The following is a 17,174-nucleotide window of genomic DNA, read 5'->3' on the forward strand; positions in this document are numbered from 1 at the left end:
CCGCCCCGGCCGGTCGACCTCGCCGTCGCGGCGGTGGCCGAGGGGGCCGGCTGGACCGACCCGTCGGCGTACGTCCGCGCGCTCGGCGACCGGGCCGGTCGCGGGGGGGTCGCGATCGAGACGAACACCGCCGTCGCGCTCGGGCCGCGGCCCGGCGCGAAACGACACATCCGAGTCGGTGACGACGGAGCCGACGGCGATCCGGCGGCCGAGACGCGCGCCTTCGATGCCGTCGTCGTCGCCGCCGGGGCACACGCTCGGTCGCTCCTCGCGGACGCGGGCGTCTCCGTCCCGGTCGTCCCCTACCGGGTCCAGGCGCTCGTGACCCAAACTGACTACGACGGGCCGATGGTCTACGACGCCACCGCGGACGCGTACCTCCGCCCGCACCCCGACGGCCTGCTCGCGGGCGACGGGACTGAGCCGGTCCCGGCCGACCCCGACGACTACCGCCGCGAGGCCGACGACTGGTTCCGCGAGGACCTCGCCGGCGCCCTCGACGAGCGCCTCGCCCGCGGGGACCGCCTCGACGGGGGCGAGGGACCCGACCGCGGCGAACGGGTCGACCGCGGGATCGACGACGCCCGGGCATGGGCCGGACTCTGTACCGCGACGCCGGACGGCGACCCGCTCGTCGGCCCGGTCGACTCGGAGGCGGGCGATCCGACGCTCTTCGTCGCCGCCGGCTGGCAGGGCCACGGGTTCATGCGCGCGCCGGCCGTCGGCGAAGTGGTGGCCGAGGGCGTGCTCGCGTCGCTCGCGGGCGCCGCCTTCGACGGGCCGGAATCGCCGTGGATCGGCGCGTTCGACCCGACGCGGTTCGGTTCGGATCGGTTCGACGGCGACGAGGCGTTCGAGATCGTCGAGGGCATGTCGCTGTCGAACCGGACGGAAGAGGAATAGCAGCGGCCGCAGAGCCGAAGTCGGGGGTCAGTCGTCTTCTTCGACGACGTCGACGTCGCTCGATCCGCCGCGTTTGGGGATCTCGACGTGGAGCGTCCCGTTGCGCGTGAGCGTCGCGTTCGCGCCCTCGGGCGTCACGTTGGCGTCGCGGGGGAGGTCGACGCTGCCGGACAGCGAGACGCCGCGGCCCGGAAACACGAGGTCGTAGCCGTCGTAGAAGTCGCGGAAGCGTTCGAGCGAGACCTCGACGGTGCGGTCGAGGAAGGTGACGTCGACGTCCTCGCCGCGCACGCCGGGGGCGTCGAAGACCACGAGGTACGCGTCGTCGCTCTCGAGGAGGTCGTGCGAGAGCGGGCGGCGCTCTTGGACGCGACCCCAGCCGCGGCCGACGCGTTCGAGGGCGTTACGGAGCGCGGAGCGACCGCTTTCGACGAGTCCGTCCACCGCTCACACCTCGATTTCGACGAGGTCGCTCCCGCCGCAGTACGGACACGAGAGGTCCTCGACCGCGTGGTCGTCGGGCACGTCGTACGTGTAGTGGTTCTCGAACATGTCGAGCTCGCAGTCGTCGCTGACGCACTTGACCTCCATCGTCGATGGCATACGCGGACGTAGTATCGGCGGCGGCTTAAACGGCGTGGCGGCGGCGAGCCGGGGGTGCGAACCGCTCGATGCGGCGCTCAGACCCCCGCACCGCGCATCCGGTTCGGCACGACGGTTCGCTCGGCGACAGCGACGACTGCGATACCCAACGCCGTGCCGGCGAGGAAGCCGGGACCGTACGGGCGAAACGGGATTTCGAACGCAAGCGCGACTCCCAGCCCGACGGAGATCGCGAGGATCGCGGCGCCGAAGGCGACGTAGGTCAGCGTCTCGTAGCGATCCGGCGAGAGGCGGTCGCGGGCGAGCCACGCGATCGGGCCGACGGCGACTGCGGTCGCCGCGGCCCAGCCGGCGGCGAGTCCCCACGGTCTGGGATTGGTGCCGAGAAACTGTATCGCGGCGAGCGCGCAGAGCGCGGCGAACGAGACGTAGTTTCCGACTCGCTGCCAGCGAGCGGACCCGTCGGCGCGCGCTGGCGCGCCGTCGCCGGAGGTCGTCTCACCGTTCGGGGGCGTTTCGGAGGGCACGGTCGGGGTTTCCGCGCGTTCCGGCATAAGTAATCCGGCGCGGCTCGGGCGTTCCGCACGCTTTTCCCGTCTCGGTCGAGTACGGACGGTAACATGACCGATTCGCCCGCGTCGGCTCGGGGGTCGCTCCCGGCCGACCCGAACGACCTCTCCGTCACCATCGTCGACGGGTACGTCGACGAGCCGGCCCACTTCGGCGTCCCGCCGTACCTCTCGACGTACCCCCGATACACCGCCGGGGCGCTCGTCGACGCCGGCGTCCCCGAGTCGGCGATCACCTATCACACGATCGACGAGCTCCGCGAGGACCGGAGCAAGCATGCCGACGTCGCCGACGCCGACCTCATGATCTACGTCGGCGGGATGACGGTGCCCGGGAAGTACGTCGGCGGCACCCCCGCGGAGCCGGACGAGGTGCGAGAGCTCGGCTGGACCGCCGACGGCGTGACGCTGCTCGGCGGCCCGGTGCGCTTCGGCGTCGGCGAGGAGAACGCCGGCGCGCAGGAGACCCGACGCGACGACCTCGACTACGACTTCGTCGCGATGGGCGACGTGGAGGCCGCGGCCCACGACCTCGTCCGCGAGGGGCTGGAAGGGTACGGCAACCGGATGCGCACGAACGAGGAGGTCGACCGCTGGGCCCGGCAGGGGGCGTTCGTCGTCGAGCAGCACCCGAACCACCCCGACTACCTCATCTGCGAGATGGAGACCTCCCGCGGGTGCGCCTACCGCTGCTCGTTCTGTACGGAGCCGCTGTACGGCGACCCGGCGTTCCGCGCGGCGCGGTCGGTCGTCGACGAGGTCGACGCGCTCTCGGACCGCGGCGTGCGACACTTCCGGCTCGGACGGCAGGCCGACATCCTCGCGTTCGGCGGCGACGGCGAGGCGCCGAACCCCGACGCGCTCCGGGAGCTGTACGGCGGGATCCGCGAGGTCGCGCCCGACCTCCGGACGCTCCACCTCGACAACATGAACCCCGTGACGATCACGGACTACCCGGAGGCGTCCCGCGAGGCGATCCGCGTCATCGCCGAGCACAACACGCCCGGCGACACGGCCGCGTTCGGGCTCGAATCGGCCGACCCGGTCGTTCAGGAGGAGAACAACCTCCTCGTCACCGCCGAGGAGTGCTTGGAGGCCGTCCGCGTCGTCAACGAGGAGGGCGGCTGGCGCCCGGGCGACGCCCCCGAGACGACGCCCGGCGACCCGGCCCGCGTCACCGGTCCCTCAACCGGACCGGACGCCTCGCCGCGGCTGCCGAAGCTCCTCCCCGGGATCAACCTCGTCCACGGGCTGACCGGCGAGCGCCCGGAGACGTACGAGCACAACAAGCGCTTCCTCCAGACGGTGTACGACGAGGGGCTGATGCTCCGCCGGATCAACATCCGGCAGGTGATGGCGTTCGCGGGCACAGAGATGGCCGAGACGGGGGCCGAGGTCGCACAGGAGCACAAAGACCAGTTCCAGGCGTACAAGCGCGAGGTGCGCGAGACCATCGACAACCCGATGCTCGACCGCGTTGTGCCGCCGGGAACCGTCCTCCCGGACGTGTACCTGGAGTACCACCAGGACGGCAAGACGTTCGGGCGCCAGCTCGGCACGTACGCGCTCCTCGTCGCGGTGCCGGGCGAGCGCGAGCTCGGAACGAGCATCGACGTGGCGATCACGGACCACGGCTACCGCTCCGTCACCGGCGTCCCGTACCCGCTCGATGTCAACGTGGCCTCGATGGACGAGCTCACCGCGATCCCCGGGATCAACCGGAGCACGGCTGGTGACATCGTCGTCGGCCGCCACTACGACTCGGTCGAAGCGGTCGACGCCGGGGTCGCCGACCTCGGGGCGTACGCGGTCGCCGGCGACACCGACGTGCCGATCCCCGGTCGCGAGCGTCCCGGCTCCGGCCCCGGTCCGGCCGCGCGGTCGTCGCTCGGTCGCGGGGACTGAGCGATGCCGGTCGACGATCCCGAAGACCCCGACCGCCTCGAAGGTCCCGCGGTTACCCGGGTCGAAGTCCCCGTCGACACGCGCGCGCCGGGCGGGACCACGAACGCGCACCTGTTGGACGGCCTCCTCGCCGACCCCGCCGCCCGGACCGACGCGCTCGACGCGGCGCTCGCGGAGCGCGGATCGGAAGACGCGGACGCCCCGTCCGTCGAAGCGATCGCCGTCACCCACGCCCACCCGGACCACGTCGGCGCGGTCGCTGACTACGCCGCCCTGACGGACGCGACGGTCGTCGCCCGCGATGACCACGCGGACCGGTTCGCCGCGGCCGCCGGGGTCGAGCCGGACGAGACGGTCGCGCCGGGCGAGACGGTCGCCGACACCGCGGTCCGCGCGGTCGACACGCCGGGACACGCGCCGGACCACCTCGCGTTCGCGGCCGGCGGTCCGGGGACCGAGTCGGGGCGGTCGGTGCTGTGTTGCGGCGACCTCGCCGTCGCCGAGGGGAGCGTCGCGGTCGCCGCGCCCGAGGGCGACCTCGCCGCCTACCTCGCGAGCCTCGAACGCGTGCGCGACGCCGGCTACGACCGACTCCTCCCTGGACACGGCCCGCCGATAGACGACCCGCCGGCGGCCTGCGAGCGGCTGATAGATCACAGGCTGGACCGCGAGCGAGACGTGATCGCCGCGCTCGACGGCGGCGCGTCGGACCTCGACGCGGTCGTCGACGGCGCCTACGAGAAGGACCTCTCCGGCGTGCGGGACCTCGCGCTGGCGACGGTCGCCGCGCACGTCGAGAAGCTGGTCGCCGAGGGACGGGCCGACGAGGCGTGGCGCGCGCGGCTCGCGGACCGCGGGTTCGACTGACTCCGCGGCTCCCGCCGTCCACCGAACGCCCCTACGGCTCCGCCTCTAACTCCGCGACGACCTCGGAGAGCGGCGTCTCGGTCACGTCGACGAAGCGGCCGCCGGCGGCGACGATCCCGCCGTCGGTCTCCGGGTCGTCGCCGACGTGGACGAGGCCGGTGGTGGCCGTTCCGAGCGCCTCCGCCGCGGCCTCGAATGCGGAGGGGTGCGGCTTCCGCCAGCCGCAGCCGACGCTCGTCGTGACCGCGTCGAACTCGCCCCGGAGCCCGGCCCGGATCAGCGTCCGCGGGACGAGCTCGGGGACGGCGCAGTTCGAGAGCAGCCCCACCGGGCCCCGGTCGGCCGCGCCCCGGACCGCGTCGAGCGCGCCGTCGCGCCGGGTCACGTCCGGGTCGAACGCCGCGATCACGGCGTGCCTGGCGACGTTCTGCTCCGCGTCGACGCCGCGGGAGTCCAGCGCCCGAGCGACGTGTGCGGGGAGAGGGACCTCCGCGCCGGCCGGCGCCTCGACGTGCTGCTCGCCGTACGCGACGTGCCAGTCGTCGGGGACCGTTACGCCGCGGGACTCCAGTTCGCGCGCGACCGTTTCCGCCGGGTCGGACGGGTATTCGACGTCGACGAGGGTCCCGAAGAGATCGAAGGTGACTGCCACGATACCACCGTTAGGGACAAACCCGGGTTGAAGCTGTCGGTCGGGGGAACGCCTCTCGACGCCGACCGTTCGCGCCGCCGCCGTCAGAACAGCGAGCCGAAGTGGAGCGTGACGAGCCGGTAGAGTCCGGTCACCCACGCGCACAACCACAGGAGCATGAAGCCGGCGACGCCGGCGCGGAGCCGCTTCCGCCAGTGGCTCATGTCCTCGTGGAGCTCGTCGATGTCCACGCTGGGGTCCTCGTAGGCGTCGGCGTTCCGCTTCGCCTGGAAGATCCGCACGATCCCGGTGAGCGCGAACGCCAACAGGGCGTACGCCTGAACGCCGAAGAACGCGTGGAGGATTGCCATGCCGCTCACTTGGTCGAGGACGCGCGGGACCATCCACCCGGCTATCGGGACCGTCGTGAGCACCAGTCCGACGACGATGTACCGCAGGTGGCGCATCAGCACGTTCCACGACACCGTCTCTGCGTCGATCATGATCCAGGCGCCGTACAGGAGGAACGGGAGACTCGTCGTCACGGACATCCCGGCGAGGGCCGCGATGACCGACTCGTCGACCATACCGTCGATACGTGCTCCGGCGCGTAAAGCCCCCCGATCCGCGTCGGGCGCCCGCGGTCCCGCCCTCTCGCCGTCGGGGCGCGGACGAAAACAGTTAGCGTCAGGAGCACGTACCCCGGGGCGATGGAGGACACCTCGACGCGGTCGGAGCCGGAGTCGCCGCCGGAGGAGTCGGCCGACCCGCCCGACAACCCGGAAGCCCCCGACACGGAGCCCGCGGAAGACGGATCCCGGGCGACCGACGGGACTCCGGAAGGGGAGCCCGCGTCGACCGACGCCGACGGCGCTCCCGGAGACGAGGACGACATCGAGGCCCTCCGCGAGCGCGTCGAGTCCGAGTACGACTTCGACGACTTCGGCCCGTCGGACATGGCCCAGATGAGCGCCGAGGAGTGGGACGCCGCCTTCGACCCCGACACGTGGATCACCGGCGACCGGCTCCTCGACCGGGTCGACGCCGAGCTGAAGTCCCGGATCGCGACCCGCGACGTGTTCGGCGTCTTGGAGCGCGTCCGCGAGGACGGCGAGGAGCGCATCCTCGTCTACTCCGACGAGGGATACGCGATCATCCGCCCCACGGGCGAGGTACGCGGCGAGGGAACCGTGCTTCGGGACATCGAACCGGTCGTCGCCTTGGCGGCGATGGACTCGTACGAGGTGCCCGAGCCGCCGGAGGACTGGTCGCTCCCGCACCCCGACAGCGTTCCGGAGGGTTCGGGCGAGTTCGGCAACCTCGTGATACAGGCGGTCGCCGGGATTCAGGTGCTCGCCGGCGTGGCCCTCCTCGTCGCGACCGCCGCAACGGACCTCGACACGATCGTCGCGCCGGCGATGGGCATCGTGTTCCTGCTCGTCGGGGTGTTCCTGTTCGCGATGGTGGCGAACGCGCGGCTCTCGGACCGGTTCCGATCGGAGGAGTACCGCGACCGTCTGCGAGCGCTCCGCGAGGCGAAGGAGCGGCCCGAGTTCGTCCCGGTTGAGGACGGCGTCGTGACCGGCGAGGACGGCGCTACGACCGACCCCGACCGAGACGAGTAATCCGCCGATTTCGACGGTCTCAGGCCCTACAGACACCTCCGCGTCGGCGGTATCAGTCGGTGGGTTTAAGCGCACCCCGTCCTGAGTGAAACTGTATGAAAAGGCGGGACTTCGTGCGGACGGCCGGCGGCGCGACCGCCGCCGTCGCGGCCTCCGCCGGGGCGACCGGAACGGCGGCTGCACAGGAGGTACAGCCCGATTGGCCGAGCGGGGCGGCCAGCGGAAACGTGGGCTCGTACACCGACGCCCGCGGCCAGGACTCGGTGACCATCTCGGTCGGGGCCGGCAGCAACGGCCTCGCGTTCGACCCGACCCTCGTGTGGGTCGACGAGGGAACGACGATCACCTGGGAGTGGACGGGCAACGGCGGCGACCACAACGTCCAGGCGGTCGATGGCGGCGGCCCGGCCAGCTTCGACAGCGGTGACCCCGTCGGCGAGGAGGGGTACACCTACGAGTACGAGACGTCGAGCGAGGACGCCGGGATCACCCACTACCACTGCGTGCCCCACACCGCGGTCGGCATGCACGGCGGCATTGCCGTCGGCGAGGACGTCGCGACCGTCGAGGTCGGCGGCGGCGCGAACACCGGGTGGCCCGAGGACATCGCCAAGGTCGGCGTTCCGCTCCACGCCCACTGGGTCGGCATCTCCGCGATCCTCGGCATCGGGCTGACGTTCGTGTTCACGTTCTACATGCTCAAGTACGGCGAGTCCGCCCACACGGGTCACGGGGGTGCGAGATGAGCTCCGGCAACTCCTCGTACGGCGACATTCACCGGTACGAACCGGCCCGTGAGAGCACCGCGGCCGCGATCGCGATCGTCCTCCTCACCGTCATCGAGGTCGTGTTCGTCGCGCTTTTCACCTACGGGCTGATGTCCGCGTGGGCGTCGACGGAGGCCGGCAACATGTTCGTCGGGGCGCTTCTCGCCCTCATCTTTATTGATCTCGCGTTCATCCTACTCCTGTACCGGAAAGAGTTCCTTCCGGACGTGATGATCGTGAAGAAACGCCGTCGCAAGTGGGAGGACCTGTACGTCCGCGAGGAGGACAAGGACGGCAAAAGCATCGACACCGGCGGGCTGGCGGACACGCTGAAACGGGCTGTGTACCCGTACTACAAGAAGTGATTCGACAATGAGTCTGAAAAAACAAGACGACATGGACCACAACGCGTGGCTCAAGAGTCAGGACCTCACGGCCATCGAGACGGCGTTCCTGACCACGCTCATCTGGCTGGACAAGCGGCTTCGCATCGTCGACTACCTCGAACTGCTGGAGACGATGTACTACCGCGCGAACCTCCAGATGCCGAAGAGCCACACCGAGCAGTACGACCTCGACAACAAGTTCTGGTACTGGTACCCGCTGTACTCGCTCGGGTCCCTCTCTATCATCGCATACCTGCTCGCGGCGGTCTCCGGCGCGCTGCTCGGGTTCTATTACGCACCGTCGACCGCCGGTGCGGCGGCGCAGGGCGACCCGACGGCGGCGTACGACTCGATGGTGATGATCATGACGGACGTCCAGTTCGGGTTCATGCTCCGGGCGATCCACCGCTGGGCGGCGCAGTTCATGGTGGCGGCGGTGTTCCTCCACATGCTGCGCGTCTACTTCACCGGCGCGTACAAGGAGCCGCGCGAGGTCAACTGGATCCTCGGCGTCGTGCTCATCGCCCTGACGCTGCTGTTCGGCTTCTCCGGGTACGTCCTCCCGTGGAAGCAGCTGTCCTTCTGGGCGGCGCAGATCGGCGTCGAACTGGCGCTCGCGACCCCGATCGTGGGCGAGTGGGCGGCCCAGTTGCTGTTCGGCGGCTTCACCCTCGGACCGGCGACGCTCGTGAGAATGTACATCCTGCACGTGTTCGTGCTGCCGTTCGTGGTCACCGCGCTCATCGCGGTCCACGTGGGCATCGTCTGGGTGCAGGGCATCGCGGAACCGCACTAATCCAATGACCGACGACACCACTCCCATGACGGACGGAGGCACCGACGACGAGGCGCGGACCGACGGCGGCCCCCCGGCGACCGTCCCGCCGGACGACGAGACGCCGACCTGGTCGGAGCGCAAGGGGCGCAGCCAGGGGCTCGCACAGCTCACCTACCAGTACTTTGAGCGGTCCCGCCGCGAGGACGAGGACCTCCGCGCGGAGTCCACGTACGTCGAGCGCGACGTGCTCGGCTTCCCGACGTGGCCCCACGAGACGATCCGGAACCTCGCTATCACGTCGTTCTTCCTCGGGATCATGCTGCTCGTGGCGTCGATCCTTCCGGGGCACTTCGGGGACCCGGCGAACCCCGGATCGACGCCGGCGATCATCCTGCCCGACTGGTACCTCTACTGGTCGTTCGGACTGCTGAAACTCAGCCCGATCAACCCCGAACTCGCGGTGTTGGGCGGCAACATCGTCATGTCCAACGAGCTGTACGGGCTCGTGGCCCACGGCGCCATCTTCGGCGTCATCACGCTCGTCCCCTTCCTCAACAAGGGGAACGCGCGGCGTCCCGTCGAGGAGCCGGGCTGGGCGGCGCTCGGGATGACCGGCGTCGTGCTGGCGATCACGCTGGCGGTGCTCGCCATCCAGAACTTCTTCCCCGTCCCGCTCGAGCTGCTGTTCTCGCTCGTGTTCATGCTCCCCGTCGTCGCCGGCATCATCACCTACGCGGTGTTGAAGACGATGCGCGAGGGGTACATGTACGACCTCAACCGCCGGTACTTCATGCTCCGCCCGCCGAAGTAACCGGTCGAGCCCCGCCCGCTTCGCCCCCGTGACCGACGCGCGGTCGCGGTCCGGTCCAGCCGTTCAGACGCTCCGTATCACCCATGTCATCCTCAACAGACGGCGACTCCTCGCAGGCGTTCGACGAGACCGGCGATCCGATCGCGGCCGACGACGACGCCGAGCCCCGCACCGAGCCGACGGGCCCGCGGGAGGGCCCGAGCGGCCGAGAGATCGTCGTCCCGTTCCGGCTGTACAAGGCCGTCACCGTCTTCTCGACGCTCGCCGCGGTCGTCACCTACTTCGTCGGGTTCACCCTCATCGACGCCGCGACGCTCCAGATTAGCTTCGTCCGGACGACCATCGTCTATCTGCTCGACAACGCCGGACTCCTGCCCCCGGAAGACGTGCTGGTGGCGATACTGGCGATCACGGGCGTGGGATTCATTATCCTCGGAACCGCCGTGTACGTGCTCGGGACCCGGTTCCGCGGACAGGGGATGGGAAAGTCTCAAGACGACCCCAGCGAAACATGAGATAATGGCAGACGAGTTCATGAAGGGCTTCGCCCTGTTCGCGATCGGCGGTCTCGGCTGGATCACCTTCGGCGGCTGGTACCGGACGCCGTCGTACTACCAGGTGTCGCAGCTCGTGAACCCGGCGGAGGGCGTGAACACGGCGTACGGCGAGATCGGCGTGTTCGCGGGCGACATGTTCTTCTGGCTGATGGTGCTCGGCGCGGCGACGTTCTGGGTGCTCATCCCGGCCAGCCGCCAGCTCCGCGACGCTCTCAACGGCGGCGACGAAGACGCCGCCGCGAACTGAACCCGAAACGCTCGTCTCGTTTCTCCGCTCTTCCTCGCGCCGTTCACCGGCGACGCGACGGCGACCGCCGGCGAACCGAGGGATTTTCACCGCCGCTCGTCCCACCCACGGCCATGAGTGAGCCGACGCGCCCCTTCGCGGTTCTCGGCGAGGGCGACCCGGCGGCGGCGATCCGATCGGCGGCGACCGACGCGGGCGCCCCGCTCGTCGACCGCGCCGAGGCAGACGTAGTCGTCGCCGTCGGCGAGGCCGCGCTCCGCGAGGCGATGCGCGCGGCCGCGAGTACGGACACGCGCGGTCACCCGATCCTCCCGGTCGGAACGGGCCGTCACGCGGTCGACCCGAGTCTCGTGACCGACCTCGTCGTCGACGGGCCGGCTCCCGAGTTCGACGCGTTCTCCCGCGTCGCTCATCCGGTCGTCGCGGTCGAACGGCCGGATAGTCGCCGCCGGTTCGCGGCCGCCGACGTCGCGTTCGTGACGGCGGCGCCGGCCCGGATATCCGAGTACGAGATCGCGTTCTCCGACGGCGAGTCGGCGTCGGTGCGCGCGGACGGCGCCGTGGTCGCGACGCCGCTCGGGAGTGAGGGGTATGCGGCGGCGGCCGGCGGGCCGCTGGTATCGCCCGGGGCGGGCCTCGCGGTCGTCCCCGTCTCGCCGTTCACGACCGCTCCCGACACGTGGGTCGCGAGCGGCCGCCTCGCGGTCACCGTCGAGCGCGAGGAGGAGTCGGTCGCGCTGGTCGTCGACGGGGACCGCTGGGGGACTGTCGAGCCACATCGCGCGGTCAGGATCGAGGCCGCGACGATGGTCGATCTCCTCGCTCCGACGGCGGAGCAGGGGTGATCCCTCCCCCGGTGGCGGCGACGGCTCGTTCCGATCGCAGCGACGGACGGCTCGTTCCGATCGCAGCGACGGACGGCTCGTTCCGATCGCAGCGACGCCGCCCCTCCCCGCGGGCGCGCCGATCGGAAACACTCTAATACGTCGTGAACGGAAGTGGTGGATATGGACCCACTGCAGTTCCTCGTTCCCCTCGGCTGGCTGTCGGCCGTCGGGCCGGCGCTGCCGTACGCGATCTTCGTGATGACAGTCGCGAACCTCGCCACGCGGCACCTCGCGCACAGGCGGCACGTCGAACAGGGACAGGAGGCGGACAGCGTGGAGGCGTACACGCCGCACGTGTTCACTAACGTCGGGCTTGTCCTCCTCTCGTTCGTCTACATCCTCGGTTCGCCGGTGAGAGGGACGATCCTCTCCGTGCTCGTCCTCGCGATGTTCGTCGCCGACTTCTTCGAGCTGGAGGCCCGCAACGTCGAGGCCCGGAACGACATGACGATCGAGGCGCCGAAGAGCTCGATCGCCGCCTCGCTCGTCGTGTTGGTGTGGTCGTCGTACTTCGCGCTGTTCTTCCTCGTCGAAGGGATCTGGAACCAGTTCGTCGTCGCCTGACGAACCGCGGACCGCCACTTTCTCGCTCGCCTCGCGTCAGAACGGCCAGTCGCCGGTGAGCTTCATCCCCGTCGCCTTCCCCTCGGCTTCGAGCGCCGCCGCGATCTCGTCGGTGTCGCGGCGGGGAACCGACGCGTCCGCCTCGGCGAGCTCGACGACCAGCTCGGTCAGGAGGATCGCCTGCTCGCGGAGGTTTCGCGACTCCAGCTTATCCAGCGTGTCGGCGTGGGTGTGGCCCCAGCCGCGGCCGCGCCCCTCGGTCTCGCCCGAGACCATGTACCCGGGGATCCCCCGCTTCACGAACGGCCAGTGGTCGCTGTGGGGGACCAGCTCGCTCCCCGTCGCGATCGGGTGGTCGAAGCGGTCGCTCACACGGTCGGCGGCCGCCGCCAGCGCGTCGAAGTCGTGGTGGTCGAGCCGCAGCGTCCGACCGAACACGTTGCTGTCGACGTTGACGACCGCGCGGACCGCCTCCCTGTCGGCCGCCTCGGCGGCCACGGACGAGCCGACGAGCCCGACCTCCTCGGCGCCGAACGCGGCGAATCGGACCCGCACGTCGAGCTCGCCCTCGCGCGCAGCGAGCGCCCGCGCGACCTCGACGATCGTCGCCGTCCCCGCCCCGTTGTCCATCGCGCCCTCCGCGATGTCGTGGGCGTCGACGTGCGAGGAGACGAGCAGGTGTTCGTCGGTGTCGGGGCCGAGTTCGGCGACCGCGTTGCCGCTCGTCGCCGTCGGCGTCTCGCAGTCGACCGCGACGGTCAGGTCGTCGCCCTCGCGTCGCCGCGCCAGCCGGGCGCCGGCCTCCTTCGAGACGCCGACCGCCGGGATCGCCCCCACGGGCGCCTCCGCGGTCCCGACACTCCCGGTCGGCGGGAGGGTCCCCTCGACGTGGTTGGCGAAGACGAAGGCGGCGGCGCCGGCGTCGACCGCGCGGTAGTACTTCTCCCGGCGATGGATGAATCGGTCGACGGCGTCGGGGGTGTCCGACGACACCATCACGACCTTCCCCTCGAGGTCGGCCTCGAAGTCCGCTGGAACGCCGTGACCGAGGTCGACGAACTCCCCGGTCACCTCGGCGCTCGGGCTGCGCGGTAGCGCGATACAGGCGTTCGGGCCGACGGCGACCGGCTCGTCCGTCGCGGCCTCGCGGACCGCGCTGTCGCCGCGCTCCCAGCCCTGTATCTCGAACTCCTCGACCGCGGCGTTCCGCGCGCCGGCCGCGGCGAACGCGTCGCGGGTCAGCTCAAGCGCCTCGCGCTCGCCCGCCGAACCGGCCATGCGGTCGCCGACGTCGACGAGGTCGAGGAGGTGGTTCCAGCCCGCGTCGCTCGTGAACGTCTCGCCGATCCAGTCGGTCATGGGTGTGGGTGTCGCGGCCGCCGGTCAAGCGTTTCGGTGGCGGCGGGGGCGGCCGGGATCCCCCGGCGAGACGCCGGGGCCGAGGGGGGGGAGTTAGACCGGGACGGCCGGCAGGAGGACCGTCGCGGCCTCGGCGGCCGCGAACGTCGAGTCGTACAGGTGGTTCAAGAGGAGGTAGGTGACGACCCCGAGCGCGAGCGAGAGGATCCACGCGCTCGCGGCGATCCGACCGACGCGCCGGTGTGGCGTCTCCGTCCGGAGCTCCTGTTCGGTGTGGGTGAGCCCGAGGACGATCGCGTAGAGGACGACGGGGACCGAGACCACGGAGAGAATGATGTGGATCGCGAGCATGATCAGGTACGCGGGGTACACCCAGTCCCACAGCGGGACCCACGCGTACGACGAGTCGAGGACGAACTCCTTGGTGCCGCCCCCGGCGACCTTCGGGAGGTACATCCCGAGGAACAGGAGGATGAGGACGAACGACGTCGTCATCGCCGCCGCGTGCTTTTTCACCTCGTCGTTCCGGATCCAGTACCAGCCGAGCGAGAGGGAGATCACGGTGACCGTGTTGACGGCCGCGATGGCGTGCGCGAGCAGATTGACCGTTTCCTGCGTGAGCGTCGGGAACAGCGCTTGGAACTCCGGAACGAGGAACACGCCCCCTACGGCGCCGTAGCCGACGACGGTGAGGAGGACGGTTATCGCGGTGGCCCGCTCTTTGGCCCGGTCGCGAACGCTGGCGGTGGACATATCAGGTGTACTCCCGGGAGCGTTATTGGCCTTTCGAGGTCGGAATCGAGAGCCGGAGATCGGGGACGACGCGGGGCCGTTCGGCGGGGGCGACGTGGGGCCGTCCGGCGGCGTCCCGCGCGCCGAACCGGGATCACTCCTCGATGACGCCGGTCGCGGTCGCGACCCCTATCGCCGCCTCCTCGTTGATCCCGCCCTGGAGGATGGTGTAGCGGTCGCGGATCTCGTGGGCGCTCGTGAGCGCGGCGATGAGCTCCGCGTCGTCGATCCCCAGCTCGCCCGCGGTCGTCGGGGCGTCGAGCTCGGCGAGTGCGTCGCGGATCGCCGCCCACCGCCCGTTCTCGCCGCTGTGGAGGAACTCCGTCATGATCGACGCCACGCCGACCTGGTGGCCGTGGAGCGCCTTACCGGGCGCGATGCGGTCGAGCTGGTGGGAGATGAGGTGTTCCGCGCCCGAGGCGGGCCGCGAGGAGCCGGCGATCGACATCGCGACCCCGGAGGAGACGAGCGCCTTCACCACGACCCACGCCGACTCCTCTAGGCCCGGCCGGATCATGTCGGCGTTCTCGACGAGCAGCTCCGCGGTCATCTCCGAGAGCGCGCCCGCGTACTCGCTGTACTCGACGTTCCGCAGGCGGCGGGCGAGCCGCCAGTCCTTCACCGCGGTGTAGTTGGAGATGATGTCCGCACAACCCGCGGTGGTGAGCCGCCACGGGGCGTCCGCGAGCAGCGTCGTGTCCGCCACGACGGCGAGCGGCGGGTCGGCGGCGACCGAGTGGCGCGTGTCGCCCTCTGGGATCGACGAGCGCCCCGAGACGATACCGTCGTGGGAGGCGACCGTCGGGACGGAGACGAAGCCGACGTCGAGGTGGTCGGCTGCCATCTTCGCGATGTCGATCGGCTTGCCGCCGCCGAGCGCGATGAGGTAGCCCGGGTCGACCGCCTCCGCGGTCTCCTTCAGGTCCTCGACGGCCGCGAAGGAGGCGTTCTCCACGACCGCGGTCGCGGGGTCGTCGAACTGGGCTCTGACGCGGTCGCCGGCGATCTCGTTCGGCGTCGGGCTCGTCACGATCAGCGGCCGCCCGGTGAGATAGAGCTCGCCGACCGCCTCCCCGAGGTCGTCGAGGACGTCGTGTCCCACGAGGACGTTCCGCGGGAGCTTGATCCACGTCGTCTTCTCGAACATACGGGACGGTCGCGCCGACGGGTCAAAGCCGTTGTCCATGTACGGCGGGCGCGACCGCCACGGAGCGGCCGACGGGCGACGGCCGCCCCGGTTACGCCCCAAGCGCGGCCAGCGTCGTCGCCGCGTCGTAGAGGAAGTAGACGCCGAAGCCGGCGAGCACGAACGCCGACGCGACGGCGACGATCGGGGCGAACGCCTCGATCCTGCGCTCCGCGGCGACGAGTCCCGTGGGGAAGCCGAGGACCCAGACCAGCACGCCGAGGAAGAACCCGCCGATGAGCGCGGGCGAGCCGGTGGCGACCACGAGCGTCCCGGCGAGGTCGGCTCCGACCACCGGGAGCCGGGACAACACGTCGAGTTCGCCCGGCTGAAGCAGGCCGACGCCGATCGTCAGCCAGAACAGCACCTGGTACGGGTTCGTCAGGGCGAGCACCAGCGCCTTGCGGAACCCCTTCCCCTCGGCCGCGATCGGCTCCTCGCCGGAGGTCGGACGGAACGACGCCCGCGCGCCTTGGGCCGCGCCGACGGCGAAGTACAGCATAAGGACGCCGCCGACCGCGACCATGACGCCCTGTAACAGCGGGAACGACTCCACGACCGCGACGACGCCGACGTACGCGAGGACGAAGAAGATCGCGTCGGCGGTCGCCGCGCCGAGGCCGGCCCGGAAGCCGGCGAAGCGACCGCGGAGGACGGCCTCCTCGGCGATCACCGCGTTCATCGGACCGGGCGGCGCCGCGAGCGCCAGCCCGAAGACGACGCCCGCGCCGAGCGTGACGAGGGTGCTCACACCGCTCGCAACGACCGGTCTCGTGAAAAACCCCGCGACAGCGACGCGGTCAGTAGTGGCCGCTTCCGGGCGCTGCGACCGAGATACGGACATCGGACGCCAGATCCGCACACGGCGGGCGGGGCCGGAAGCTACACGTCTTGGAGCTCCGCGTCCCGGAGCGCCTCGTTGAGGTCCTCGCGGACGCGCTCGCCGGTCTCGCGGTCCATCGCCGTGGTGACGATCCGGTTCTCCTGGACGCTGGAGCCGTCCCGCAGGAGTAGCCGGACGTTGCCGTTGGTCCCCGCGCGCGTCGCCTTCGCGCGGAGGCCGGTCCGTGACCCCGTCCCGCCGGCGTCGATGGGACCGGGAACGATCTTCTTCACGTGCGGGTGTTCCGCGACGGTCTGGACGGCCTTCCGCCCCTTGCGGTCGCCGATGAGCGTCGAGTGCGACCCGCCGATCTTCTCGCGCGGCGGGGTCTCGACCACCGCCAGCGACCGGTCGCCGCGACGGTCGAGCACCCACTCTACGAGGGGGCTCACGTCCGGCTTCCCGCCGTCGTCTGCGGGGTCGCTCGCCGTCGTCCCGTCTCGGTCGCTCCCGCCGGCGCCGCCGTCGGGCACCCGGTAGAACTCGTGGTGGAGCTGCGCGCGCGTCTCGCGGAGCGGCTCGCGCTCGCCGGCGGCGTAGACGGTCTCCGGTCGCTTGCGTCGGATCTCGTCGGCGACGCGCCCCGCGAAGTTCCGCAGTTGGACCTCCGTCAGGCGCTCGGTGTCCTCCGGGCGCGTGGTGATCGTCGTCTCGCCGACGACGGCGTCCTCGTCCAACATCGTCAGGTGTGCGCGGTCGGCGTCGAACTCGGCGACGACCGCGTCGGCGTTGGCGGTGTTACAGGTCAAACAGTAGTCCCCCGGCTTCTCTAACGGGGTCCCACACCGCCGACAGTTCATACCGACAACACGGCCGTGGAACATAAAAGCGCGTCCGTTCGCCGCCGGTCTCGG

At 70.8% G+C, this 17,174-nt stretch carries 22 protein-coding genes; 12 read left to right on the forward strand and 10 right to left on the reverse strand.

The features are described 5' to 3' along the window. Nucleotides 1-903, forward strand: a 903-nt coding sequence (locus B9G49_RS06655; protein ID WP_086215867.1) for an FAD-binding oxidoreductase, incomplete at its 5' end; no start/stop codon positions are given. 27 nt (nucleotides 904-930) lie between these two features. Here B9G49_RS06655 and B9G49_RS06660 read toward each other — a convergent pair. From B9G49_RS06660 to B9G49_RS06665, 3 genes are all read right to left on the reverse strand, one after another. Further along, nucleotides 931-1,347 (reverse strand): Hsp20/alpha crystallin family protein, encoded by a 417-nt coding sequence (locus tag B9G49_RS06660; protein WP_086215845.1) that lies wholly within the window; start codon nucleotides 1,345-1,347, stop codon nucleotides 931-933. 3 nt (nucleotides 1,348-1,350) lie between these two features. Continuing rightward, nucleotides 1,351-1,506, reverse strand: coding sequence for a hypothetical protein (locus B9G49_RS16710; RefSeq protein WP_017342671.1), 156 nt, complete (start codon nucleotides 1,504-1,506; stop codon nucleotides 1,351-1,353). A 77-nt stretch (nucleotides 1,507-1,583) separates the two neighbouring features. Next, nucleotides 1,584-2,033 carry a hypothetical protein gene (locus tag B9G49_RS06665; RefSeq protein WP_086215846.1) on the reverse strand — a complete coding sequence of 150 codons (450 nt, stop codon included), beginning with the start codon at nucleotides 2,031-2,033 and terminating at the stop codon, nucleotides 1,584-1,586. A 93-nt stretch (nucleotides 2,034-2,126) separates the two neighbouring features. Here B9G49_RS06665 and B9G49_RS06670 point away from each other — a divergent pair, with 93 nt between their 5' ends. Beyond that, nucleotides 2,127-3,980 (forward strand): radical SAM protein, encoded by a 1,854-nt coding sequence (locus tag B9G49_RS06670; protein WP_086215847.1) that lies wholly within the window; start codon nucleotides 2,127-2,129, stop codon nucleotides 3,978-3,980. A 3-nt stretch (nucleotides 3,981-3,983) separates the two neighbouring features. Continuing rightward, entirely contained in the window at nucleotides 3,984-4,847 is an 864-nt protein-coding gene (locus B9G49_RS06675; protein WP_086215848.1) for an MBL fold metallo-hydrolase, read from the forward strand. Nucleotides 4,848-4,878: 31 nt separating this feature from the next. On the opposite strand, the gene B9G49_RS06680 is transcribed toward B9G49_RS06675, so the two are convergent. Both B9G49_RS06680 and B9G49_RS06685 read right to left on the reverse strand, forming a co-directional pair. After that, nucleotides 4,879-5,499, reverse strand: a complete 621-nt coding sequence (locus B9G49_RS06680; RefSeq protein ID WP_049931300.1) for an HAD family hydrolase — start codon at nucleotides 5,497-5,499, stop codon at nucleotides 4,879-4,881. 83 nt (nucleotides 5,500-5,582) lie between these two features. Continuing rightward, nucleotides 5,583-6,065: a hypothetical protein gene (locus tag B9G49_RS06685; RefSeq protein WP_049931299.1), complete on the reverse strand. Its 483-nt coding sequence runs from the start codon at nucleotides 6,063-6,065 to the stop codon at nucleotides 5,583-5,585. Nucleotides 6,066-6,188: 123 nt separating this feature from the next. On the opposite strand from B9G49_RS06685, the gene B9G49_RS06690 reads away from it, so the two are divergent. The 9 genes from B9G49_RS06690 (at nucleotide 6,189) to B9G49_RS06730 (ending at nucleotide 12,100) form a co-directional block, all read left to right on the forward strand. Further along, on the forward strand, nucleotides 6,189-7,103 hold the full coding sequence (locus B9G49_RS06690; protein ID WP_086215849.1) for a hypothetical protein: 915 nt from the start codon (nucleotides 6,189-6,191) through the stop codon (nucleotides 7,101-7,103). A 95-nt stretch (nucleotides 7,104-7,198) separates the two neighbouring features. Beyond that, on the forward strand, nucleotides 7,199-7,849 hold the full coding sequence (locus tag B9G49_RS06695; protein WP_049931297.1) for a halocyanin domain-containing protein: 651 nt from the start codon (nucleotides 7,199-7,201) through the stop codon (nucleotides 7,847-7,849). Next, complete coding sequence (locus tag B9G49_RS06700; protein WP_049931296.1) at nucleotides 7,846-8,235, forward strand: hypothetical protein; 390 nt, start codon at nucleotides 7,846-7,848, stop codon at nucleotides 8,233-8,235. The genes B9G49_RS06695 and B9G49_RS06700 overlap by 4 nt, the downstream gene beginning before the upstream one ends. Nucleotides 8,236-8,242: 7 nt before the next feature. Further along, the gene (locus B9G49_RS06705) at nucleotides 8,243-9,052 is read left to right on the forward strand and encodes a cytochrome bc complex cytochrome b subunit (RefSeq protein ID WP_086215850.1); all 810 of its coding nucleotides are present in this window, start codon (nucleotides 8,243-8,245) and stop codon (nucleotides 9,050-9,052) included. 4 nt (nucleotides 9,053-9,056) lie between these two features. Then, nucleotides 9,057-9,845, forward strand: a complete 789-nt coding sequence (locus B9G49_RS06710; protein ID WP_086215851.1) for a cytochrome B — start codon at nucleotides 9,057-9,059, stop codon at nucleotides 9,843-9,845. An 83-nt stretch (nucleotides 9,846-9,928) separates the two neighbouring features. Further along, nucleotides 9,929-10,360, forward strand: a complete 432-nt coding sequence (locus tag B9G49_RS06715; RefSeq protein WP_049931292.1) for a hypothetical protein — start codon at nucleotides 9,929-9,931, stop codon at nucleotides 10,358-10,360. Nucleotides 10,361-10,364: 4 nt separating this feature from the next. Beyond that, nucleotides 10,365-10,649, forward strand: a complete 285-nt coding sequence (locus B9G49_RS06720; RefSeq protein WP_049931291.1) for a hypothetical protein — start codon at nucleotides 10,365-10,367, stop codon at nucleotides 10,647-10,649. A 113-nt stretch (nucleotides 10,650-10,762) separates the two neighbouring features. Continuing rightward, nucleotides 10,763-11,494, forward strand: a complete 732-nt coding sequence (locus tag B9G49_RS06725; RefSeq protein WP_086215852.1) for an NAD(+)/NADH kinase — start codon at nucleotides 10,763-10,765, stop codon at nucleotides 11,492-11,494. Between the two features lie 162 nt (nucleotides 11,495-11,656). Further along, complete coding sequence (locus B9G49_RS06730; RefSeq protein WP_049931289.1) at nucleotides 11,657-12,100, forward strand: hypothetical protein; 444 nt, start codon at nucleotides 11,657-11,659, stop codon at nucleotides 12,098-12,100. Nucleotides 12,101-12,136: 36 nt separating this feature from the next. On the opposite strand, the gene B9G49_RS06735 is transcribed toward B9G49_RS06730, so the two are convergent. The 5 genes from B9G49_RS06735 to B9G49_RS06755 all read right to left on the reverse strand — a co-directional run bounded on the left by B9G49_RS06735 (nucleotide 12,137) and on the right by B9G49_RS06755 (nucleotide 17,120). Next, complete coding sequence (locus B9G49_RS06735; protein ID WP_086215853.1) at nucleotides 12,137-13,459, reverse strand: M28 family peptidase; 1,323 nt, start codon at nucleotides 13,457-13,459, stop codon at nucleotides 12,137-12,139. 93 nt (nucleotides 13,460-13,552) lie between these two features. Then, nucleotides 13,553-14,212, reverse strand: a complete 660-nt coding sequence (locus tag B9G49_RS06740; protein ID WP_049931287.1) for a DUF420 domain-containing protein — start codon at nucleotides 14,210-14,212, stop codon at nucleotides 13,553-13,555. 133 nt (nucleotides 14,213-14,345) lie between these two features. Beyond that, nucleotides 14,346-15,398 carry an NAD(P)-dependent glycerol-1-phosphate dehydrogenase gene (locus B9G49_RS06745; protein ID WP_049931286.1) on the reverse strand — a complete coding sequence of 351 codons (1,053 nt, stop codon included), beginning with the start codon at nucleotides 15,396-15,398 and terminating at the stop codon, nucleotides 14,346-14,348. A 91-nt stretch (nucleotides 15,399-15,489) separates the two neighbouring features. Continuing rightward, the gene (locus tag B9G49_RS06750) at nucleotides 15,490-16,188 is read right to left on the reverse strand and encodes a LysE family translocator (protein WP_049931285.1); all 699 of its coding nucleotides are present in this window, start codon (nucleotides 16,186-16,188) and stop codon (nucleotides 15,490-15,492) included. Nucleotides 16,189-16,319: 131 nt separating this feature from the next. Next, nucleotides 16,320-17,120, reverse strand: a complete 801-nt coding sequence (locus B9G49_RS06755; protein WP_049931283.1) for a DUF2103 domain-containing protein — start codon at nucleotides 17,118-17,120, stop codon at nucleotides 16,320-16,322. Between the last annotated feature and the right edge of the window lie 54 nt (nucleotides 17,121-17,174).

The sequence above is a fragment of the Halorubrum sp. SD683 genome (assembly GCF_002135045.1).
GTDB lineage: Archaea > Halobacteriota > Halobacteria > Halobacteriales > Haloferacaceae > Halorubrum > Halorubrum ezzemoulense.